This is a genomic window from Amycolatopsis sp. lyj-346, from assembly GCF_046548975.1.
Classification (GTDB): Bacteria; Actinomycetota; Actinomycetes; order Mycobacteriales; family Pseudonocardiaceae; genus Amycolatopsis.
Genome location: NZ_JAJPWT010000002.1, coordinates 240,649 through 265,952 on the forward strand (window position 1 = coordinate 240,649; position 25,304 = coordinate 265,952).

Below are 25,304 nucleotides of genomic sequence, written 5' to 3' on the forward strand. Positions count from 1 at the left end.
TCCTCGGTCATGGCGGCCTCAGCCCTCCCGCTCGAGTCCGGACCCGTCGCCGAGCCGGCCCAGTTCGTGGTCGATGAAGGCGAACACTTCGTCCGTGCTGGCCGCGTCGAGCCGCTCGGAGAGGTCTTCGCCGGCGGGCTCCGCTTCGGAGATCTTCGCCAGCAGCCGGCGCAGCCGGGCCGCGACGTCCGCCTCCGCGAACCCGCCCGCCGTCCCCGCGGCGACCAGCTCTTCGAGCCGGTCGAGCTCGGCCGGCAGCGAAGTCGCGGCGGCCGGGGCCGGCGCCAGTTCCGCCCGCAGGTGCCCGGCGAGCCCGGCCGGGGTCGGGTAGTCGAAGACGAGCGTCGCCGACAGGGTCAGCCCGGTCGCGGCGGTGAGCCGGTTGCGGAACTCGACCGCGGTCAGCGAGTCGAAGCCGAGCTCACGGAACTCGAGCCCGGCCCCGACCTGCCCGGCCGGGTGCCCGAGCACCGCCGAAACCTGAGTGCGCACCAGGGACAGCAGCGTCCGTTCCTGCTCGCTCTCCCGCATCCCGGCCAGCTGCGCCCGCAGGTCCGCCGCGGCGGTCCGGTCTCCCCCGGCGGCCGCGCTGCGGCGTCCGGGACGGCTCACCGGGCGAAGCAGCCAGGGCAGTTCGCCGCGCGTGCGCAGGACCGGCAGGTCGACGCGCACCGGGACCAGGTGCGCGAGGTCACCGGCGACCGCGCGGTCGAACAGGTCCGTGCCCTGCTCGGCGGCCAGCGGGGGCATGCCGCCGCGGACCATCCGTTCGCGCTCGGCGTCGGTCAGGTCACCGGTCATGCCGGTGTCCCAGGCGCCCCAGGCCAGCGACAGCCCGGCCAGCCCCTGCCCGCGGCGGGCCTCGGCGAGGGCGTCGAGGAAGGCGTTGGCCGCGGCGTAGTTGGCCTGGCCCGGGGTGCCGGCGGTGCCGGCCACCGAGGAGAACAGCACGAACCCCCGCAGCGGCCGGTCCGCGGTGAGCTCGTGCAGGTGCCAGGCCGCGTCGAGCTTCGGCGCGAAAACCGTCTCCAGCCGCTGCGGCGACTGCGACGCGAGCACACCGTCGTCGACCACGCCGGCGGTGTGGACGACGGCGGTCAGGTCGGGCACGTCGGCCAGCACGGCGGCGAGCGCGGCCCGGTCACCGACGTCGCAGGCCACGACCCGGACGTCCGCCCCGGCCAGCTCCGCAACCAGGTCGTCGACCCCCTCGGCCGCCGGCCCACGACGGCTCACCAGCACCAACCGCCGGGCGCCCTTGGCCACGAGGTGCCGGGCGAAGACCCGCCCCAGCCCGCCGGTCCCCCCGGTGATCAGCACCGTCCCCTCGGGGTCCCAAGCGGCACTTTCACGTGAAAGTGCCCCTCCCTGGCCGGCGCTTTCCCGTGAAAGCTCCGCTCGGGTCAGGCGGGCGACGCTCAGGGTGCCGTTGCGCAGGGTCAGCTGGGGTTCGCCGGTGGCCAGGGCCGCGCGGATGCCGGCGCCGTCAGGCTCGTCGACGTCCAGGAGGACGAAGCGGCCGGGTTCTTCCGACTGCGCCGAGCGGACCAGGCCCCAGACGGCGGCCGCGGGCAGGTCCGCCCCGGTCGTGGCGCCGCGGGTGACGAACACCAGCCGGGGCGCCGGGCTCTGCAGGTACGCCAGCACTTCCGCGGTGAGCGCGTGGGCCGAAGCCGCCGCGTCGGGGCCGCCGGTGACCGGGATCGCGACGACGTCGGCGCCGGAGGCCAGCGCGGTCGCCAGGTCCGGGTGCGCCTCGCAGCCGAGAGCACCGGCGAGGCCGTCGCCGACGACCGCCCAGGTTTCGCCGCCCGGCTCCGGCGCCGGGACCGGGGTCCAGGTGAGCCGGAACAGCGCGTCGGCCTCGACGGGAGCCGCGGCCGCGCGGAGCGTGACGCCGGTGGCGGTCAGGACCGGCTTCCCGGCGTCGTCGGCCAGCGCGAGAGTCACCGAGTCGCCGCCCGCCGGGGTGATCCGGGCACGGGCGCGGCTCGCGCCGGAGGCGTGCAACGTCACGCCGGTCCAGGCGAACGGCAGCCCGGCCGGGGCGCCTTCGCCGAAGCCGATGGCCTGCAGGGCCGCGTCGAGCAACGCCGGGTGCAGGCCGAACCGGCCGGCCTCGGTGCCCTCGGGCAGGGCCAGTTCGGCGTAGACCTCGGCGCCGGAGCGCCAGACCCGGTGCAGGCCGTGGAAAGCGGGTCCGTAGGCGAATCCGGCTTCGGCCGCCTGGGCGTAGAAGCCGGTGAGGTCGGCTTCGGCGGCTCCCACCGGCGGCCAGGCTTCGGGCAGCGGCTCGGCGGGCACGGCGGACGGGACCAGGGTGCCGGTCGCGTGCCGGGTCCATGCGTCGTCGGCCCGCGAGGAGATCGTCAGCTCGCGGCGGCCGCCCTCGTCCGGTTCGCCCACGGCCAGCTGCAGGACGACGGCGCCGTCCGGGTCGAGGACCAGCGGCACGGCCAAGGTCAGGTCCTCGACCGCCGCACAGCCGACCTCGTCGGCGGCGCGGACCGCCAGTTCGAGGAAAGCCGCGCCGGGGAACAGGATCGTGCCGCCGACGACGTGGTCGCGCAGCCACGGCTGGGTGGCCGCGGACAGGCGTCCGGAGAACACCACCCCCGGCGAATCGGCCAGCGCGAGGGTCGCGCCGAGCAGCGGGTGCCCGGCCGGGGCGAGGCCGAGACCGGTGGCGTCGCCGCCGGCGGCCGGCCGCGGCCAGAACCACTCGTGCTGGAAGGCGTACGTCGGCAGCGCCACCCGCTGAGCCTGCGGGAAGCGGGCGGCCCAGTCGACGGCGACCCCGGCGACGTGCAGCCGCGCGAGGGCCTCGGCGACCGCGGTGGCTTCGTCGCGGTCCTTGCGCTGCACCGGGATCACGTGCGCGGCCGGCTCGTCGACGACCGCGGTGAGCGTGGCGTCCGGACCCAGCTCGGCGAACACCGTGACGCCGGACGCGGTGAGCCGCTCGATCGCGTCGCCGAAGCGGACGGTGTCGCGGATCTGGCTGACCCAGTACGCCGGGGACGTGACATCGCCCGCCGACACGACCGGCACCCGCGGCTCGGCGAACCGCAGCTTCGCGACGACGTCGCCGAACTCGGCGAGCACCGGCTCCATCAGCACGGAGTGGAAGGCGTGCGAGACGCGCAGGCGCCGCTGCTTGGCGAACTTCGCCGCGACCGCGACCACGGCCTCTTCGCGCCCGGAAAGGACGACCGAACCGGGGCCGTTCACCGCGGCGACGTCGACCCCTTCGCCGAGGAACGGGAGAACGTCCTCTTCGGACGCCCGCACCGCGACCATGACGCCGCCGGCGGGCAGCGCGCCCATCAGCCGGGCCCGCGCGGAAACGAGCGCGCACGCGTCCGGCAGGGACAGCACCCCGGCGACGTGGGCGGCGGCGATCTCGCCGACCGAGTGCCCGGTGACGAAGTCCGGGTGCACGCCCCACGATTCCAGCAGCCGGAACAGCGCGACCTCGAAGGCGAACAGCGCGGGCTGCGCGAACTCCGTGCGGTCGAGCTGCTCCTCGTCGTCCAGCGCCGCGCGCACGACCGGGTCCAGCAGGGCCAGTACCTCGTCGAACGCGGCCGCGAACACCGGGTGCGCGGCGGCGAGCCCGCGTCCCATGTGGACTCGTTGCGCGCCCTGGCCGGCGAAGAGGAACGCGACCGGCGGGGCGACACGGGCCTCGCCCTGCAGGACCGGGTCCCCGGCGGCGATGGCGCGGAGCCCGGCGACCACTTCGGCGAGTTCGCCGCCGACGACCGCGGCGCGGTGCGTGAACGCCGCCCGGGTCACCGCGGCCGCGTGCGCCAGGTCGGCCAGCGGCGGACGATCCGTCTCGAGGTGCTCGGCCAGGCGAGCGGCCTGGTCGCGCAGGGCCTCGGGGGTCCGGCCGGAAACCACGACCGGCACCGGACCGGGGTCGGCCGCGGCGGGCCGGGACGCGGGCCGGTCGGCCGGCTGTTCGAGGATGACGTGGGCGTTGGTGCCGCTGATCCCGAACGACGACACCGCCGAGCGACGGACGCGGCCGGTCTCGGGCCAGGCGGTCGTCTCCGGGACCAGGTCCACCGCACCTTCGGCCCAGTCCACGTGGGACGACGGCTCGGCCGAGTAACGCGACTTCGGGACGACCCCGTGGCGCATGGCCTGCACCATCTTGATCACGCCCGCGACCCCGGCGGCGGCCTGGGTGTGCCCGATGTTGGCCTTCACCGAACCGAGCAGCAGCGGCGTCTCGCGGTCGCGGCCGTAGGTGGCCAGGAGGCTTTGCGCTTCGATCGGGTCGCCGAGCGGCGTGCCGGTGCCGTGGCCTTCGACGACGTCGACATCGGCCGTCGAGAGGCCGGAGACCGTCAGCGCCTGGCGGATCACCCGCTGCTGCGAGGGGCCGTTGGGGGCGGTGAGGCCGTTGGACGCGCCGTCTTGGTTGACCGCCGAGCCGCGCACCACGGCGAGGATTTCGTGGCCGTTGCGGCGGGCGTCGGAAAGCCGTTCGAGCAGGACGACGCCGACGCCTTCGGCCCAGCCGACGCCGTCGGCGGAGTCGGAGAACGACTTGCACCGGCCGTCGGCGGCCAGGCCACCCTGGGCCGAGAAGTCCACGAAGGCCCCCGGGGTTGCCATGACCGTGACGCCACCGGCGATCGCCAGCTCGCAGTCCCCGGCGCGCAGGGCCTGGGCGGCCCAGTGCATCGCGACGAGCGACGACGAGCACGCCGTGTCGATCGTGACGGCCGGGCCTTCGAGGCCGAGCGCGTAGGCGACGCGGCCGGACATGACGCTGCCCGCGGTGCCGATGCCGAGGAAGCCGAGGGCCTCCTCCGGGAACTGCACGCCTTGGCCGTAGTCGTGGTACATCACGCCGGCGAACACGCCGGTCCGGCTGCCGCGCAGGGAAAGCGGGTCGACGCCGGCGCGTTCGACGACCTCCCAGGACGTTTCGAGCAGCAGGCGCTGCTGCGGGTCCATCGCGAGGGCCTCGCGCGGCGAGATCCCGAACAGGCCGGGGTCGAACATCCCGGCTTCGCCCAGGAAGCCGCCTTCCCGGACGTAGGAGCGGCCGCGGTCGGCGCCGAAGAGCCCGGCCAGGTCCCAGCCGCGGTCGGCCGGGAACGGGCCGACGCCGTCGCCGCCGTCGAGGACCAGTTGCCACAGCTGCTCGGGCGAGGTGACCCCGCCCGGGTAGCGGCAGGCCATCGACACGATGGCGATCGGGTCGTCGGCCACCGGTGCCCTGACCGTGGTGCGCGCGACCGGGACGTCCTCCCCGGCGAGTTCGCCGCGCAGGAAACCGGCCAGCACGACCGGCGTCGGGTGGTCGAACACGAGCGTGGCGGGCAGCCGCAGGCCGGTCGCGCCGGCGAGCTGGTTGCGGAACTCGACCGCGGTGAGCGAGTCGAAGCCGAGGCCGCGGAACTCGCGTTCGACGTCGACGCTCGCGGCGTCGAAGCCGAGCACGGCGGCGACCTGGGTGCGGATGACCTCCAGCAGCGCCTTGTGCTGCTCGCTCTCGCGCAGGCCGGAGAGCCGGTCGCGCAGGGCGTTCGCGGCCGGGGTGGCGCGGCCCGCGCCGCGGCGGCTCTGGCGGCCGACCGGGCGCAGCAGCCACGGCGGCTCGGCCAGGCCGCGGAGGCGGGGCAGGTCCAGCAGCGCCGGCACGAGCGCGGGTTCGGTGCGCGCGACGGCCCGGTCGAAGAGCGCGCAGCCCTGTTCGACCGGCAGCGGCGGCATGCCCGCGCGGGTCATCCGTTCGCGGTCGGCGTCGGTGAGGGTGCCGACCATGCCGGTCTCCCACGCACCCCACGCCAGCGACGTCGCGGGGAGGCCGCGGGCGTGCCGGTGGGCGGCGAGCGCGTCGAGGAAGGTGTTGGCGGCGGCGTAGTTCGCCTGGCCCGGCGAGCCGATGGTGCCGGCGACCGAGGAGAACAGCACGAACGCGGCGACGTCCCCGGCGAGCTCGTGCAGGTTCCAGGCGGCGTCGGCCTTCGGGCGCAGCACGGTTTCGAGGCGATCGGCGTCGAGGGAGCCGATGACGCCGTCGTCGAGGACCCCGGCGGCGTGCAGGACGGCGGTCAGCGGGCGGTCGGCCGGGATGCCGCCGAGGAGGTCCGCGGCGGCGTCGCGGTCGGCGAGGTCGCAGGCGGCGACGGTGACTTCGGTGCCGTGCGCGGCGAGTTCGGCGACCAGTTCGACGATCCCGTCGGCGTCCCCGCCCCGGCGGCTGGCGAGCAGGACGTGCTTGACGCCGTACTCGGCGGCCAGGTGCCGGGCGAACACGCGCCCGAGACCCCCGGTGCCCCCGGTGATGAGGACGGTCCCGTCGGGATCCCAGGCGAAGCTTTCCCGGGACAGCTGCGCTCGGGCGAGGCGGGCGGCGCGGGCGGCGCCGTCGCGCAGGAGCAGCTGGGGTTCGCCGGTGGCGATGGCCGCGGGCAGGCCGGCCAGGGAAGCGTCGTCGACGTCGGCGAGCACGAACCGGCCGGGGTTTTCGGTCTGCGCGGAGCGGACGAGTCCCCAGACGGCGGCCGCGGCGAGGTCTTCCCCGGCGACGGCGCCTTCGGTGACGAAGACGATGCGGGTGGTGTCGTTCGGGGTCTGGAGGATGGTGAGGACGTCGGCGGTGACGCGCCGGACGTCGGCGAGCACGTCGGTGCCGCCGTGCACCGGGACCAGCAGCACGTCCGGCTCCACGGCCAGCGCCGCGGTGAGGTCCGGGTACTCGGTGCCCAGGTCCGCGAGCCGGGAGCCCAGCACCGCGCAGGTCCCCTCCGGCTCGGCGCCGGGCAGCGGGACCCAGTCGAGGCGGAACAGCGACTCCGGGCCGGACTCGGCCGGCGTCGCCGCCCGCAGGGTCAGCGAGTCCACCGACAGGACCGGCGCACCCGTCTCGTCGGCGAGGTCCAGGGTCACCGCGTCGTCGCCGGCGCGGGTGATCCGTGCGCGGACCCGGCTCGCGCCCGTCGCGTGCAGTTCCGCGCCCGCCCATGAGAAGGGCAGCCCGCCCGGAACTGAATCAGCGAAAGAGATGGCGTGCAGCACGGAGTCGAGCAGGGCCGGGTGCAGGCCGTACTCGTCGGCGTCGTCACCCGGCAGCTCGGCCTCGGCGAAGACTTCGCCATTGCGCAGCCACACCCGCTGCAGGCCGCGGAACTGCGGACCGTAGGCGAAGCCCGCCTCGGCGAAAGTGTCGTAGAACCCGGTCAAGTCCACTTCGGACGATCCCGCGGGCGGCCACTCCCCCGAACGCCCCAATGTGGCCTTGGTTGCGTCAGACGCACCCAAGGTGGCCTTCGGTGCGTCTGACGCACCGAAGGCCACATTGGGGTGCTGGGGACCGGCCACCAGAGCGGCCGGGGCCACGACGCCGGTGCCGTGGCGGACCCACTCGGCGCCGGCGCGCGAAGCCACGCTCACCTCGCGGCGCCCGTCCGCGTCCGGGGCGCCCGCCACGACCTGGACCAGCGTCGCGGCGGACAGCACCAGCGGTGCCGCCACGGTGAAGTCCTCCACCCGGCCGCAGCCGACCTGGTCGCCGGCCCGCACCACCAGTTCGAGGAACCCGGCGCCGGGGAACAGCACCTGGCCGCCGATCACGTGCTCGGCCACCCACGACGGCGACAGCCGGCCGGAGAACACGACCTTACCGGTGCCCGCGACCTCGGTGATCGCGCCGAGCAGCGGGTGCCCGGCCGCGGCGATGCCGAGCTGGTGCGCGCCGGGGACGAGCCGCGGCCAGTACCGCTGCCGCTGGAAGGCGTAGGTCGGCAGCGCGACGCGCCGGGCCCCGGTGCCCTCGAACAACGCCCGCCAGTCCACCGGCACGCCGTTGACGTGCAGTGCGGCCAGCGCGGTGACGGCGGTGGTCTCCTCGTCGCGCCCGGCGCGCAGCACCGGGGCCAGGACTTCGCCGTCGACGAGCGCGGTGAGCACGGCGTCCGGGCCCAGCTCGGCGAACACCGTGACACCGGCTTCGAGCAGGCGCGCGGTCGTGTCGGCGAACCGGACGGTGTCGCGGACCTGCCGCACCCAGTGCTCCGGCGAGGTGAAGTCGCCGGCCACCGGGATCTCCGGCTCGGCGAACGTCAAGCCGGAGACGACCGCGCGGAACTCGTCGAGCATCGGGTCCATCGCGGCCGAGTGGAACGCGTGCGACACCGCGAGGCGCTTGGCCTGCTCGAAACCCGCGGCCGCGGCCAGCACCGCGTCCTCGGTGCCGGACAGCACGACCGACGACGGCCCGTTCACCGCGGCCAGGCAGACGTCGTCCGAGAGCAGCGGCCGGACCTCCTCCTCGGTGGCGCGCACGGCGACCATCGCTCCGCCGGACGGCAGGGCCTGCATGAGCCGGGCGCGCGCCGCGACGAGCGTGCACGCATCGGCCAGGGACAGCACCCCGGCGGCGTGCGCGGCGGCGACCTCACCGACCGAATGCCCGGCGAGGAACGCGGGCCGCACGCCCCACGAGCGCACCAGCCGGAACAGCGCGACTTCGAGCGCGAAGAGCGCGGGCTGGGCCCAGCCCGTCTCGTCGAGCACCGTGGCGTCGTCGCCGAAGACGACGTCCCGCAGCGGACGCGGCAAGACCGGGTCGAGGTGCGCGCAGACCGCGTCGAAGGCGTCGGCGAACACTCCGAACCGCTCGTAGAGCCCGCGGCCCATCCCGAGCCGCTGGGAACCCTGGCCGGTGAACAGGAAGGCGACCGTCCGGTCCCGCGCGACCCCGCGGGCGACCGGCGAGCCGTCGACCAGCACAGCGCGGTGTTCGAACGCCGAACGCGTGGTGGCGAGCGAGAAGCCGACGTCGACCGCGTCGAGGTCGAGGGGCAGCGAGGCGAGCTGGGCGTCGAGCGCGGCATCGGACCGGCCGGAAACCACCCACGGCACCACGCCCGGCGTGACATCGCGCCGCGGCGGCACCGGAGAAAACGCCGGGGCCTGCTCGATGATGACGTGCGCGTTGGTCCCCGAGAGGCCGAACGACGAAACGCCGGCCCGGCGCGGGTGCCCGTTCTCCCGCCAGTCGACGGCCTCGGTGAGCAGCTCGACCCCGCCCGAAGTCCAGTCGACGTGCGTCGACGGCTCGGTCACGTGCAGGGACGCCGGGATCCGTTCCCGGTGCAGGGCCAGGATCATCTTGATCACGCCGGCGACACCCGCGGCGGCCTGGGTGTGCCCGAGGTTGGACTTCACCGACCCCAGCAGCAGCGGCGCCGAGCGGTCCGGCCCGTAGGCGGCCAGCAGCGCCTGCGCCTCGATCGGGTCCCCGAGGGTCGTGCCGGTGCCGTGGCCTTCGACGACGTCCACCTCGGACGGCCGCAACCCGGCGCTCGCCAGGGCTTGCCGGATCACCCGCTGCTGCGAGGGACCGTTGGGGGCGGTGAGGCCGTTGGACGCGCCGTCGGAGTTGATCGCCGACCCGGCGACCACCGCGAGGACGTCGTGGCCGTGACGGCGCGCGTCGGACAGCCGCTCGACGACGAGGACGCCGGCGCCTTCGGACCAGCTCGTGCCGTCGGCCGAGTCGGAGTACGCCTTGCACAGCCCGTCCGGCGCGAGGCCGTTCTGCCGGCTGAAGCCGACGAAGCTGACCGGCGTGGCCATGACCGTGACGCCGCCCGCGAGCGCGAGGTCGCACTCCCCCGCGCGCAGGGCCTGCGCCGCGAGGTGCAGGGCGACCAGCGACGACGAGCACGCGGTGTCGATCGTCATCGCCGGGCCTTCGAGACCGAGCACGTAGGACAGCCGCCCGGACACGACGCTCGCCGCGACGCCGGTGCCCGCGTGGGCTTCGACGTCGGTGGCCGAGCGGACGATCACCCCGGCGTAGTCCTGGCCGTTGGTGCCGACGAAGACGCCGGTCCGGCTCCCGCGCAGGCCGCTCGGGTCGATGCCGGTGCGCTCGACGGCCTCCCACGACGTCTCGAGCAGCACGCGCTGCTGCGGGTCCATCGCGAGGGCTTCGCGCGGGGAGATCCCGAAGAACCCGGGGTCGAAGTCGGCGGCGTCGGCCAGGAACCCGCCGCGGTCGACGTAGCTGCTGCCGCGGCCCTCGCCGGCCAGCGCGGACATGTCCCAGCCGCGGTCGGCGGGGAACTCCGTGATCGCGTCGCGGCCTTCAGAGAGCAGCGTCCAGAGGTCTTCGGGCGTGCGGACGCCGCCGGGGAAGCGGCAGCTCATGCCGACCACGACGATCGGGTCGCTCGTGTCCCCGGCCGGGCCGGCCACGGCGGACACCGATGCGTCGCCGCCGAGGACTTCGGCGAGGAGGAACCCGGCCAAAGCGCGGGGGTTCGGGTGGTCGAACACCAGCGTCGCGGGCAGGCTCAGCCCGGTCACGGCGTCGAGCCGGTTGCGCAGCTCGATCGCGGTGAGCGAATCGAACCCGAGGTCCGAAAACGCCCGCCGCACCCCGATTTCCCCGGTGTCCGCGTGCCCGAGCACGGTGGCGACGTGCTCGCGGACCAGGTCCAGCAGCACGCTCTCGCGTTCGGCGGCGGACGTCGCCAGCAGCCGCGTCGCCAGCGCTCCCCCGGCCACGGGTTCGGCGGCCAGCTCGGCGACGACCCGGCGGACGACCGGCAGGTCGGCCAGCAGCGGGCTGCGGCGGGCGCTCAGCAGCGGCCGCAGGACGTCGGCGTTCTGGATGTCGGCGACCACGAGCTGCGCGGCCGGGCCGCCCGCGTCGGCGAGCACGGTGACGGCGAGATCGGGGTCCAGCCCGCCGCCGAGGCCGGCGGCCATGCCGTTGCCCGCCCAGGGGCCCCACGCGATCGACGTCGCGGCCTGCCCGCGGGCGCGCCGGGCTTCGGCGAGGGCGTCGAGCACGGCGTTGGCGGCGGCGTAGTTGGCCTGGCCGGGGTTGCCGACGGCGCCGGCGACCGAGGAGAACAGGATGAACGCGTCGAGGTCGCCGGCCAGCTCGTCCAGCAGCAGCGCCGACTCGGCCTTCGCGCGGAAGACGGCGTCGAAGCGGTCCGGGGTGAGGCCGCCGAGGACGCAGTCGTCGAGGACCCCGGCCGCGTGCACGACGGCGTCGGGCCGGTGCCCGGCGAGCAGCTCGGTGAGCTGGGCACGGTCGGCGACGTCGCAGCGGGCGACGATGACCCGTTCGTCGGGGCCGGGTTCGCCGCCGGAGCGGCCGGCCAGCACGACCCGGTCGGCCCCCTGGTCGAGCAGCCACTTCGTGACGTGCCGGCCCAGCGCGCCGGTGCCGCCGGTGACGAGGACGGTGCCGCGGGGCCGCCACGGCGTGGTCGCCGCGGTGGCGGGAGTGAGACGGCGGCCGTAGACGCCCGAGGCGCGGACGGCGATCTGGTCGTCGTCCCCGGCGAGGGCGCCGGCGAAGCGGGCGAGCAGCCGCGCGTCGAGGTCGGCCGGGAGGTCGGCGAGGCCGCCCCAGCGGCGCGGGTACTCCAGCGCGGCGACGCGGCCGAGGCCCCAGACCGCGGCCTGCGCGGGCGCGGTGAGCGGGTCGGCCGGGCCGGTGGAGACGGCGCCGCGGGTGACGCACCACAACGCCGTGTCGGCGCCGAGGTCGTCCAGGGCCTGGACCAGCGCGGTGGTTCCGGTGAGGCCGGTGGTCTCGTCGAGCGCGAGCAGCGAAACGACGGTCGGGGCGAGGTGGTCGCGCAGCAGTTCGGCCAGTCCGGCACGCTCCACAGTGGACACGGTCAGTGCCGTGCCCAGCGCGTCCGCGACCTGGCGAACCCACGGGTCCGGCGAAGGCGGGACGAGGACCAGCCGCTCCCCCGGCGGTGCGGCCGGGATGGTCAGGGGCCGCCACTCGACGCGGTAGCGCCAGCCGTCCACCACGGACTGCCGTTGCCGCCGCGCACGCAGGGCGGACAACGCCGGGACGACCGACTCCAGTGCCGGAGCGTCCACCTGGAGGTCCGCCGCCAGCGACGCGAGATCCCCGGTTTCGACCACCGACCAGAACGAATCGTCGGCGGCAGTGCGGGTGGCGGGTTCCGGCCAGTAGCGGCGGCGCTGGAAGGCGTAGGTGGGCAGGTCCGTGCCGCGGGCGCCGGTGCCGGCGAACCACGCGGCCCAGTCGATCCGGGTACCGGCGACGTGCAGCGCGGCCACCGCGGCGGCCACGGCGGCGCGGTCGCCGCGGTCGCGGCGCAGCACCGGGACGACGGTCGCGCCCGGGACGTCGACCAGTCCGGTGAGCACGGCGTCCGGGCCGATCTCGACGAACGACCGCACCCCGCGCTCGGCGAGCCCGGCGACGGCGTCGGCGAACCGGACGGTCCCGCGCACCTGCTCGACCCAGTACTCCGGGTCGGTGACGTCACCGGCGGCGGCCACCGGGATCTCCGGCTCGGCGAACGTCAGCCCGGCGACGACCGCGCGGAAGCCGTCGAGCATCGGGTCCATCAGGAACGAGTGGAACGCGTGGCTCACGGTGAGCCGCTTGGTCTTCTCGAACCGCGCCGCCACTTCCCGCACGGCGTCCTCGGTGCCGGAGACCACGACCGAGCGCGGGCCGTTCACCGCCGCGAGGCCGGCCTCGTCGCTCAGGAACGGGCGAACGTCCGCTTCGGACGCTTCGACGGCGACCATCGCCCCACCGCGCGGCAGGGCCTGCATCAAGCGGCCGCGTGCCGACACGAGGGCGCACGCGTCGGCCAGGGACAGCACCCCGGCGACGTGGGCGGCGGCGATCTCGCCGACGGAGTGCCCGGCGACGAAGTCCGGCCGCACGCCCCACGACTCCAGCAGCCGCACCAGGGCGACTTCGATCGCGAACAACGCGGGCTGCGCGTGACCGGTCTGCGCCAGTGCATCGGCGTCCGCGCCCCAGATGACGTCCCGGAGTCCGGGTTCGAAGAGGGCGAGCACCTCGTCGAGGGCGCCGGAGAAGACCGGGTACGCCCCGGCCAGTTCGCGGCCCATGCCGAGCCGCTGCGCGCCCTGGCCGGTGAAGAGGAACGCCTGCACCGGCGGGCGGCCGGTCTCGGTCGACCCGGTCAGCGTCCGCAGCTCGCGGACCGCCGCGTCCGGGTCGGTGGCGACGACCGCGGCCCGGTGCGCGAAGCTCGCGCGGGTGGTGGCCGCGGCGTAGGCGACGTCGAGCAGCTCACCGGATGTCTCCAGCCGGGCGGCGAGGCGGGCCGCCTGATCGCGCAGCGCCTCGGCGGTCCGGCCCGAGACGACGAGCGGCACCGGCGTCGCGGCGACCTCCTCGCGCGGCTTTTCCGGGCGCGGTTCGGGAGCTTCGAGGATGACGTGGGCGTTGGTGCCGCTGATCCCGAACGACGAGACCCCGGCCCGGCGCGGCCGGTCCACCGCGGGCCACTCGACGGCCTCGGCGACGACCTCGACCGCTCCCGCTTCCCAGTCCACGTGGGACGAGGGTGCGCCGACGTGCAAGGACTTCGGCACGACGCCGTGCCGCATGGCTTCGATCACCTTGATCATCCCGGCGACGCCGGCGGCGGCCTGGGTGTGCCCGATGTTGGACTTGATCGAGCCCAGCAGCAGCGGCCGCACCCGGTCCTGGCCGTAGGTCGCCAGCAGGGCCTGCGCCTCGATCGGGTCACCCAGCGTGGTGCCGGTGCCGTGGGCTTCGACGACGTCGACGTCCGATGTGGACAGTCCGGCGCTGGCGAGCGCGGCGCGGATGACGCGCTGCTGCGACGGGCCGTTCGGCGCGGTGAGGCCGTTCGAAGCACCGTCCTGGTTGACCGCCGAACCCCGGACCACGGCGAGGATCCGGTGGCCGTTCCGGAGCGCGTCGGACTGCCGCTCGACGACGAGCAGGCCCGCGCCTTCGGACCAGCCGGTGCCGTCGGCGGCGTCGGAGAAAGCCTTGCAACGGCCGTCGGGGGCGAGGCCGCTCTGGCCGCTGAACCCGATGAACCCGCCCGGCGTGGCCATCACGGTCACCCCGCCGGCCAGCGCGAGATCGCACTCCCCCGCGCGCAGCGACTGTGCGGCCAGGTGCAGTGCCACCAGCGACGACGAGCACGCCGTGTCGATGGTCATCGCCGGGCCCTCCAGGCCCAGCACGTACGACAGGCGGCCCGACGCGACGCTCGCGGCCAGGCCGGTGCCGGTCTGCCCGCGCAGGTCGGCGTCGGTGGTCATGAGCAGGTCGGAGTAGGTCTGGCCGTTGGTGCCGACGAACACGCCGGTGCGCGAGCCGCGCAGGCCGGTCGCGTCCAGCCCGGCGCGTTCGAAGGCCTCCCAGGACACTTCGAGCAGCAGCCGCTGCTGCGGGTCCATCGCGACGGCTTCGCGCGGGGAAATCCCGAAGAACGCGGCGTCGAACTCGGCGGCGTCGTACAGGAACCCGCCCGCTTGGGTGTCGCTGGCGGCCAGCGCGGCGGTGTCCCAGCCGCGGTCGGCCGGGAAGCCCGAGACGGCGTCGCCGCCCGCGGCGACCAGGTCCCAGAGCCCGTCGGGCCCGGTGACCCCGCCGGGGAACCGGCAGGCCATGCCGACGACCACGACCGGGTCGCCGGACACCGGGCCGGTGGCCACGACGGCGGTACCGGTGCCGGCCGAGCCGACCAGCTCGCCGCGCAGGAACTCCGCGACCGCGCCCGGGGTCGGGTAGTCGAACACCAGTGTCGAGGGCAGCCGCAGCCCGGTCACCGCGGCGAGCCGGTTGCGGAACTCGACCGCGGTCAGCGAATCGAAGCCCAGCTCGCGGAACTCCCGCGTGGTCTCGACGTCGTCGGGCACGTGGCCGAGGACGGTGCCGACCTCGGTGGCGACCTGGCCGGCCAGCAGGCGCAGCTGCTCGGCCGGGCGCATCCCGGCCAGCTGTTCGCGCAGCGAGCCACGCACGTGCTCGGCGTCGCCACCCGCGCGGCGGCGGCCCGGCCGGGCGACCGGGCGCAGCAGCCACGGCAGCTCGCCCTGGGCGCGCATGGCCGTCATGTCCACGCGCATCGGCACGACGACGGGACTCGGCGAGCGGGTCGCGCGGTCGAACAGGCGGATGCCCTGCTCGACGGTCAGCGGCGGCACGCCACCGCGGGCCATCCGCTCGCGGTCGGCGTCGGTGAGCGTGCCGACCATGCCGGTTTCCCAGCCGCCCCAGGCCAGCGACTGCGCGGCGCGGCCCTCGGCGTGGCGGCGCTGGACGAAGGCGTCGAGGAAGGCGTTGGCGGCGGCGTAGTTGCCCTGCCCGGCCGAGCCGACCGTGCCGGCGACCGAGGAGAAGACGATGAACGCCGTCAGGTCGAGGTCGCGGGTCAGCGCGTCGAGGTGGACGACGGCGTCGGCCTTGGGCCGCAGCACGGTGTCCAGGCGCGCGGGGTCGAGCGAGGCGACGACGCCGTCGTCGAGGACGCCCGCGGTGTGCACGACGGCCCGCAGCGGGTGCGTGGCCGGGATCCGGGCGAGGACGGCGGCGAGCTGGTCGCGGTCGGCGGCGTCGCAGGCCTCGATGGTGACGTCGGCGCCCAGTTCGTCGCGCAGCTCGGCCGCGCCCGGGGCGTCGGGCCCGCGGCGGCTGGTGAGCACCAGGTGCCGGACGCCGTGGGTGGTGACGAGGTGGCGGGCCAGCTCGCGGCCCAGCCCGCCGGTGCCGCCGGTGATGAGCACGGTGCCGTCGGGTTCCCAGCGCGGCGGCAGGGTCAGCACGATCTTGCCGACGTGCTTCGCGCGGCTCATGTGCCGGAACGCGGCCGGGGCCTGGCGCAGGTCCCAGCTCCGGATGGGCAGCGGCGTCAGGACGTCGTCGGCGAAGAGCCGCAGCAGTTCGCCGAGCAGCTCGGCGGTGCGGTCGGGCCCGGCCTCGCCGAGGTCGAACGCGCGGTAGCGGACCCGCGGCAGCGCGGCGGCGTCGCGGATGTCGGTCTTGCCCATCTCGAGGAACCGGCCGCCGTCGGCGAGCAGGTTCAGGGACGCGTCGGCGAACTCGCCGGCCAGGGCGTTGAGCACGACGTCGACGCCCGTGCCGCCGGTGACGCGGCGGAAGCCGGCTTCGAATTCGAGCGAGCGGGAGGAGGCGATGTGGTCGTCGGCGACGCCGAGCTCGCGCAGGACGTGCTGTTTGCCCACACTGGCCGTGGCGAAGACTTCGGCGCCGAGGTGGTGGGCCAGCTGGATGGCGGCCATGCCGACGCCGCCGGCGCCCGCGTGGATCAGGATCTTCTGGCCGGGCTTGAGGTCGGCGAGGTCGACGAGCGCGTAGTAGGCCGTGAGGAACACGAGCGGGACGGACGCGGCGGTGCGCGCGGACCACCCTTCGGGCACGGGCGCGAGGTAGCGCTCGTCGGAGACGCTGTGGGTGCCGAACGAGCCGGGCAGCATCCCGAAGACGCGCTCGCCGACGCGGGCCGGGTCGACGCCCGGGCCGGTCGCTTCGATCACGCCGGCGCCTTCCGCGCCGAGGTCGCCGAGCTTGCCCGGGTACATGCCGAGCACGGACAGCACGTCGCGGAAGTTGAGCCCGGCGGCTTCGAGGCGGACCCGGACGTGGCCCGCGGGCGGGTCGTCGAGGACGTCGGCGCACGCTTCGGCACCCAGGTCGTCGATTCCCGCGGGGCCGGCGGTGAGCCGCCACGCCGGTCCCGCGGGAGGCAGCAGGTCGCCGTTGCCGGCCAGGCGGCCGAGCCGGGCGACGCGGACGCTTTCGCCGCGCACGGCGAACTGCGGCTCGCCGGAGACGACGAACCCGGTGCCGGGCAGGCGCGCGCCGGCTTCGAGGTCGACGAGGAAGAACCGGCCGGGCTGCTCGGACTGCGCGGAGCGGATCAGGCCCCAGGCCGCGGCGGCGGCGGGGTCGGCGATCCGGTCCCCGGGTTCGACGGCGACGGCTTCGCGGGTCACGAAGACGACCCGGCGGGCCCGCTCGTCGGCGTTCTGCAGCACGGTCAGCGCGCGGGCGGTGACCTCGCGGACCGAGCTGAGCAGGGGGTGGCGGGGCACGGCGATCGCACCGGCGGAACCGCCGTTCGCGAGGGCGGCCGCGCCGGGAGACCTGCGTGAGTCGTGCACGTCGTCCGGGCCGGCGCCGATCGGGACCAGGAGCACGTCCGGCTCCAGGGCCAAGGCCTCGTCGAGGTCCGCGCACGGGCGGGCGACCGGCGCCAGCAGGGGGTCGTCGCCCAGCAGCGCCCACGTTCCGGCGGGCGCGTCCTTGGCCAGGGCCGCCGGGACCCACGTCGTCTGGAACAGGGAGTCGTCGTCCGCGTCGCGCTGGACCGCTTCGCGCAGCTGGAGCGACTGGACGGTCAGGACCGGCGCGCCCGTCTCGTCGGTGACCTCGATCGCCACGGACTCGCGGTCGACCGGGGTGATCCGGGCGCGGATCCGGGTCGCGCCCGAGGCGTGCAGGGACGCCCCGGACCACGCGAACGGCAGGCCGCCCGCGATCGTGCCGAGGCGATGGAGGGCGTGCAGGGCCGCGTCGAACAGGGCCGGGTGCAGGCCGTAGCCGCCGTCGGCTTCGCCGGGCAGCTCGGCTTCGGCGAGCAGCGCGTCGCCGTCCAGCCAGGCCCGGGTCAGGCCGCGGAACGCCGGCCCGTAGACCAGGCCGGTCGCGGCCAGCTCGGCGTACACCGCGCTGACGTCGACCTCGGTCGCCCCGGCGGGCGGCCACTCGCCGGCCGCGGCGGCCGGGTGCTCGCCGACGGCGACGAACCCCACCGCGTGCTGCACCCACTCCGCGTGCGGGCCGGTGCCGCGGGACGAAACGGTCAGCTCGCGGCGCCCGGCGTCGTCGGGGCCGCCGGCGGCGATCTGCAGCAGCACCGGCTCGTCCGGGCGCAGCCACAGCGGCGCGGCGATGGACAGGCTCTGCACGGCCGAGCAGCCGACCTGGTCCGCGGCGCGGACGGCGAGGTCGAGGAACCCGGTGCCGGGGAACAGCACGTGCCCGCCGACGACGTGGTCGGCCAGCCACGGCTGCGCGTCGGTGGACAGCAGCCCGGACAGCACGACTCCGCCGGAGTCGGCGAGGTCGACGGCGAAGTCCAGCAGTGGGTGCCCGGCCGGGGTGAGCCCGAGGCGCTCGACGGCACCGCGGCCCGGGGTGACCCGCGGCCAGTAGTGCCGGCGCTGGAAGGCGTACGTGGGCAGGGTGATCCGCCGGGCACCGGTGAACCACGGCGTCCAGTCGACGTCGGCGCCGGCGACGTGCAGCCGTGCCAGTCCCGCCAGAACGGCTTCCGGTTCCGGGCGGTCCTGGCGCAGCAACGGCGTCACGAGCGCGCCGGGCTGGTCGACCATCGCCGAGAGCACGCCGTCGGGGCCGATCTCGACGAACGCCGTCACGTCCATCTCCGCCGGCACGTCGGCGAACCGGACGGTGTCGCGGACGTGGCGGACCCAGTACTCGGGGTCGGTGACGTCGCCGGTCGTGACCACGGGGATCACCGGCGGCGCGAACGCCAGCCCCGCGACGACCGCGCGGAACTCGCCGAGCATCGGGTCCATCAGGGGCGAGTGGAACGCGTGGCTCACCTTGAGCCGCTTGGTCTTCTCGAACTGCGCCGCCACTTCCAGCACGGCGGCCTCGGTGCCGGAGAGGACCACCGCGCGCGGGCCGTTCACCGCGGCGATGACGGCGCCGTCCACCAGCCGCGCGCGAACGTCCTCTTCGGACGCTTCGACCGCGACCATCGCCCCGCCGCGCGGCAGGGCCTGCATCAGGCGGCCGCGGGCCGTCACCAGGGTGCAGGCGTCTTCGAGGGAGAGCACCCCGGCGACGTGGGCGGCCGCGATCTCGCCGACCGAGTGCCCGGCGACCCGGGCGGGCCGGACGCCGTGCGCCTCGGCCATCCGGGCGAGGGCGACTTCGAGGGCGAACAGCGCGGGCTGCGCCCAGCCGGTCTCGGCGAGCAGGCCGGCGTCGTCGCCCCACAGGACTTCGCGCAGGCCGGGGTCGAGGTGCCCGAGGACCTCGTCGAACGCGTCGGCGAACGGCTTCGAGGTGGCGTAGAGCTCGCGGCCCATGCCGAGCCGCTGCGAGCTCTGCCCGGTGAACAGGAAGCCCACCGATGGCGCGTCCCCTGCTCCGCGCGCGATCTCGCGGACGCCGTCCGGGGTGGCCAGCAGCACCGCGCGGTGCGGGAAGCTCGCCCGGCCGGTGACCAGGGAATAGCCGGTGTCGAGCGGGTCGAGCCCGGCTTCGGTGATCCGCTCGATCTGGGCGGCGAGGGCGTCCTCGGTCTTGGCGGACACGACCCACGGGACGACCGGGAGTTCGCGCCGGGGCGCGGCTTCGACCGGACCCGGCTCGGGCGCCTCGAGGATGACGTGGGCGTTGGTGCCGCTGATCCCGAACGACGACACGCCCGCCCGGCGGACCCGGTCCACCGCGGGCCATTCGACGGCTTCCGAGACGACCTCGACCGCACCGGCTTCCCAGTCCACATGGGACGAAGGTTCGCCGATGTGCAACGACTTCGGCACGATCCCGCGCCGCATCGCCTCGATCACCTTGATCACCCCGGCGACACCGGCCGCCGCCTGGGTGTGGCCGATGTTCGACTTGATCGAGCCGAGCAAGAGCGGCGTTTCCCGGTCCTGGCCGTAGGTCGCCAGCAGCGCCTGGGCTTCGATCGGGTCACCCAGGGTCGTGCCGGTACCGTGCGCCTCGACGACGTCGACGTCCGATGTGGACAGACCGGCGTCGGCCAGGGCGGCGCGGATGACCCGCTGCTGCGACGGGCCGTTCGGCGCGGTCAGGCCGTTGGAAGCACCGTCCTGGTTCACGGCGGACCCGCGCAGGACGGCGAGGATTTCGTGTCCGGCGCGGAGCGCCTCGGACTGCCGGGCCAGCACCAGGACGCCGACCCCCTCGGACCAGCCGGTGCCGTCGGCGTCCTCGGAGAACGCCTTGCAGTTCCCGTCGGGGGCCAGGCCGTTCTGGCCGCTGAAGCCCACAAAGCCGCCTGGCGTCGCCATCACGGTGACGCCCCCGGCGAGGGCGAGGTCGCACTCGCCCGCCCGCAGCGACTGCGCCGCGAGGTGCATCGCGACCAGTGACGACGAACAGGCGGTGTCGATCGTCATCGCCGGGCCCTCGAGGCCCAGCACGTAGGACAGCCGCCCGGACACGACGCTGCCGGCGATGCCGGTGCCGGTCTGGCCGCGCAGCTCGACGTCGCCGGTGAGGAACAGGTCGGAGTAGGTCTGGCCGTTGGTGCCGACGAACACGCCGGTGCGGGAACCGCGCAAGCCGGTCGCGTTCAGGCCGGCGCGTTCCAGCGCCTCCCAGGACACTTCGAGCAGCTGACGTTGCTGCGGGTCCATCGCGACGGCTTCCCGCGGGGAGATCCCGAAGAAACCGGCGTCGAACTCGGCGGCGTCGTAGAGGAAGCCACCCGCGCGGGTGTCGGACGCGGCGAGCGCGGCCGCGTCCCAGCCGCGGTCGGTGGGGAAGCCCGACACGCCGCTGCGGCCGTCGGCGACGAGGTCCCAGAGGTCTTCGGGGCTCTCGACCCCGCCGGGGAACCGGCAGGCGACGCCGACCACGACGATCGGGTCGTCGTCCCGGCGGCCGCCGGTCACCGCGGTGGGCGTGTCCGGGCCGCCGAACAGCTCGGCCAGCACGAGCCGGGCGACCGCGACCGGCGTCGGGTGGTCGAACACCAGCGTCGCGGGCAGCCGCAGCCCGGTGACCGCCGCCAGCCGGTTGCGCAGCTCGACCGCCGTCAGCGAGTCGAAGCCCAGCTCGGAAAACGACTTTCCGGCCCCGACGGCGGCCGGGCCGGAGTGGCCGAGGATGGTGGCGGCGCGGCCGCGGACGAGGTCGGTGACCTGCGCGAGCCGCTCGTCGTCGCGCAAGGCGCGCAGCCGGCCGGCGAGGTCGGCGGCGGCCGCGGACGTCGTCGCGGCCGAACGGCGGATGCCACCGGCGAGCCCGCGCAGGATCGGCGGCAGCTCGTCCAGGAGGCGCAGCGCGGCGAGGTCGACGGCGACCGGCACCACCACCGGCTGCGAGAGCGTCACGGCGGTGTCGAACAGCGCGAGGCCGTGCTCGAGCTCCAGCGGCGGCATGCCCGAGCGGGCCATCCGCGCGCGGTCGGCTTCGGTGAGCGAGCCGGCCATGCCGACCGTCCAGGAGCCCCAGGCCAGTGACAGGCCGGGCAGGCCGGCGGCGCGGCGGTGGACCGCGAGGGCGTCGAGGAAGCTGTTGGCGGCGGCGTAGCTGCCCTGCCCCGCGCCGCCCATGATCCCGGCGACGGAGGAGAACAGCACGAACGCGTCGAGGTCGTGGGTCAGCTCGTGCAGGTGCCACGCGGCCGCGGCCTTGGCCGCCAGCACGGGGGCCAGCCGTTCGGGGGTGAGGGCGGTGACGACGCCGTCGTCGAGCACACCGGCGGCGTGGACAACCGCGGTCAGCGGGTGCTCGGCCGGGATCGCGGCCAGTGCGGCGGCCAGGTCGGCGCGGTCGGCGACGTCGCAGGCGCGGATCCGCACGTCGACGCCGAGCTCGTCCCGCAGCTCCCGCGCACCGGGCGCGTCGGGGCCGCGGCGGCTGAGCAGCAGCAGGTGCCGGACACCGTGCTCACGCACGAGGTGCCGGGCCAGCTCGGCACCGAGCCCACCGGTGCCGCCGGTGATCAACACCGTCCCGCCGGGATCCCACGCCCGGGCACTTTCACGTGAAAGTGCCGGGTTCGCGCGGGCGAGGCGGGCGGCGCGGGCGGTGTCGCCGCGCAGCAGGAGCTGGGGTTCGTCGAGGGCGAGGGCGCGCAGGATGACGTCGTCGGTGGTCCCGGCGTCGGCGTCGACCAGCACGAACCGGCCCGGGTTTTCCGCCTGGGCGGTGCGGATCAGGCCCCACACGGCCGCGGCGGCGAGGTCGTCGCCTTCGGTGACGAACGCCAGCCGCGAAGCCGGGGAACAGTCGTCCGCCAGCCAGTCCTGCGCCAGTTCGAGGGCGCGGGTGGTCAACGCGGTGAGAGCGTCGAGGGTGCCGCCGTCGCCGGTCAGCCGGACGAGGGTGACGTCGGTGGCGCCCTCCGGGGGCAGCACGACCGGCACCCAGCGCGGCTCGTACAGCGAGTCCACATCGGACTCCGCGGCCACGGCTTCCGAGCGCACCGAGCCGATCGACGCCACGGGTAGCCCCGCGGTGTCGGTGAGGGCCAGCGAAGGCCCGTCACCGACCCGGACGCGGACGCGGGCCGCTCCCGCGGCGTGCAGCGAGACCCGGGTCCACCGGGTCGGGTATCCGGTGATCCCCGCGCTCCGCAGCACCTCCTCGAGGAGCCGTGGGTGCAGCCCGAAGCGGGCCGTCTCGGCTTCGTCCTCACCGAACGCGACCTCGGTGGCGGAATCGTCCGCGAAGTCTTCGTGGTGCGCCCCGGTGGCGAGGACGCCCTCGGCGCGGCGGATCCAGCTGCCCGCACCGGCGGACCGGGTGTGGATGTCGAGGCGACGGCGGCCGGTCGCGTCCGGCTCGCCGACGGTGAGCTGCAGGTCGGCGGCCTCGTCGGCGGCCAGTTCCAGCGGCGCGCCGAGGGTGAGCTCTTCGACCAGGTCGCAGCCGAGGTCGAGACCCGCACGCAGGGCGAGTTCGACGAACCCGGTGCCCGGGAACACGCCGTCGGTGAGCCACGGGTGGGTGCGCGCCGAGAGGCGCCCGGTCAGCAGGAGGCCGTCGGAGCCGGCCGGGGCGAGGGACGCGCCGAGCAGCGGGTGCGCGACCGGGTCGAGGCCGAGCCCGGCGGCGTCGGCCGCGGCGTCCACAGTGGACGGCCAGAACCGCTCGCGCTGGAACGGGTACGTCGGCAGCGCCACGGTGCGGGCGCCGGTGCCGGCGAAGAACGTGGTCCAGTCGACACGCACGCCGGCGGTGTGCAACCTGGCCAGCGCTTCGGTGAGCACCGCGACCTCGTCGGAGTTCCGGCGCGCCACCGGAATCGCGGTGACGTCCCCGATCAGCGGGGTGAGCGCGGCGTCCGGCCCCAGCTCGGCGACCACCGAGACACCGGTCTCGGCGAGCCGAGCCACGGCGTCGGCGAACCGGACCGGCTCGCGGACGTGGCTCACCCAGTACTCGGGCGAGGTGACGTCCCCGGAAGCGATGAACGGCAGCACCGGCTCGGCGAACGACAACCCGCCCACGACCGCGCGGAAGTCGTCGAGCATCGGGTCCATCAGGGGCGAGTGGAACGCGTGCGACACCGCAAGCCGTCGCGGGCGCTCGAAGTGCGCGGCGGCGGCCAGCACGGCGTCCTCGTCGCCGGACAGCACGACCGAGCGCGGCCCGTTCACGGCGGCGATGGCGACGTCGTCGCTCAGGTGCGGCCGGACGTCGTCCTCACTCGCGCGGACGGCGACCATCGCGCCACCGGTGGGCAGCGCCTGCATCAGCCGCGCCCGCGCGCCGACGAGCACACAGGCGTCGTCCAGCGACAGCACCCCGGACACGTGGGCGGCGGCGATCTCGCCGACCGAGTGCCCGGCGACGAAGTCGGGACGGATCCCCCAGGACTCCAGGAGCCGGAACAACGCGACCTCGACCGCGAACAGGGCGGGCTGCGCGTGCCCGGTCTGGTCGAGCGCGGCGGCGTCCGTCCCCCGCAGCACTTCCCGGACGGCCGGGTCGAGCCGGTCCAGGGTCGCGGCGAGCGCGTCGGCGAAGACGGGGAACCGCGCGGCCAGTGCCCGGCCCATGCCGAGCCACTGCGCGCCCTGGCCGGTGAAGACGTACGCGAGCGCGGGTGGGCGCTCGACCGAGCCCGTGACGACACCGGGCGCGTCACCGTCTTCCAGCCACGCGGTGAGCGCCGCACGGGGATCCGGGCCGAGGACGCTCAGCCGCTCTTCGAACGCCGAGCGGGTGGTGGCCAGCGAGAAGGCGACGTCAAGGGGATCGGCGTCGACGTCGGCGACCTGGGTGACCTGCGCGCGCAGGGCGGCCGGAGTGCGCCCGGAAAGGAGCCAGGGCGCCGGGATCGAAGCCCGTTCGGAAGAGGTGACCGGCGCGGCCGGTGCCTGCTCGATGAGCACGTGGGCGTTGGTGCCGCTGACGCCGAACGACGAGACACCGGCGCGGCGCGCACGGTCGACCGCGGGCCACGGCTCGTTTTCGGTGGCGAGCCGGACCGCGCCCGCCGTCCAGTCCACATGGGACGAAGGGGGGTCCGCGTGCAGGGTCCGCGGCACGACGCCGTGCCGGATCGCCTCGACCACCTTGATGATCCCGGCGACGCCGGCCGCGGCCTGGGTGTGCCCGATGTTGGACTTGATCGACCCCAGCAGCAACGGGGTTTCCCGGTCCTGGCCGTAGGTGGCCAAGAGCGCCTGGGCCTCGATCGGGTCGCCGAGCTTCGTGCCGGTGCCGTGCGCCTCGACGACGTCGACGTCCGCAGCAGCCAGTCCGGACGCGGCGAGCGCGGCGCGGATCACGCGCTGCTGCGAAGGGCCGTTGGGTGCGGTGAAACCGTTGGACGCGCCGTCGGAGTTGACCGCGGTGCCGCGGACCACGGCGAGCACCTCGTGCCCGTTGCGCTGCGCGTCCGACAGCTTCTCCAGCACCAGCACGCCGACGCCTTCGGACCAGCCGGTGCCGTCGGCGGCATCGGAGAACGCCTTGCACCGGCCGTCGGCCGAAAGCCCGCCCTGGCGGCTGAACTCCAGGAGTGACCCCGGCGTCGACATCACGTTGACACCCGCGGCCAGCGCGAGCGTGCACTCCCCCGCCCGCAGCGCCTGGGCGGCCAGGTGCACCGCGACCAGCGACGACGAGCACGCCGTGTCGACGGTGACGACCGGGCCTTCGAGGCCGAGCGTGTAGGCCACCCGGCCGGACAGCGCGCTCGCCGCGATGCCGGTGCCGACCGAACCGTCGGCGTCGGCCAGCGAGCGGACCATCAGGTAGGCGTAGTCCTGCCCGTTCGTCCCGGCGAAGACGCCGGTCCGGCTGCCGCGCAGCCGCCGCGGGTCGAGGCCGGCCCGCTCGATCGCCTCCCAGGAGACCTCCAGCAGCAGCCGCTGCTGCGGGTCGAGGGACACCGCCTCGCGCGGCGAGATCCCGAAGAAGGCCGCGTCGAAGTCCGTGACGCCGTCGAGAAAACCCCCGGCTTGGCTGACGCCCATGCCCCGTTCGTCGACCCCGGCGCCGGTGACCGCCTCGACGTCCCAGCCGCGGTCGGCCGGGAACGGCCCGATCGCGTCGCCACCGTCCTCGAGGAACCGCCACAGCGCCTCGGGGCCGCGGACGCCGCCGGGGAACCGGCAGCCCATGGCCACGATGGCGATCGGTTCCGTGGCGGCGGCGCGCAGTTCCTGATTCTGCCGCTTGAGCCGCTCGGACTCCTTCATCGCGGCACGGAGGGCTTCGACGACCCGGTCGCTCGGGGTGGACATGTGTCAGC

1 protein-coding gene is annotated in these 25,304 nt (G+C 75.4%); it reads right to left on the reverse strand.

The genetic code is table 11. From position 1 onward, the window contains the following. Positions 1 to 18: 18 nt before the first annotated feature. Complete coding sequence (locus tag ACLJQE_RS07770; protein ID WP_410638416.1) at positions 19 to 25,296, reverse strand: type I polyketide synthase; 25,278 nt, start codon at positions 25,294 to 25,296, stop codon at positions 19 to 21. Between the last annotated feature and the right edge of the window lie 8 nt (positions 25,297 to 25,304).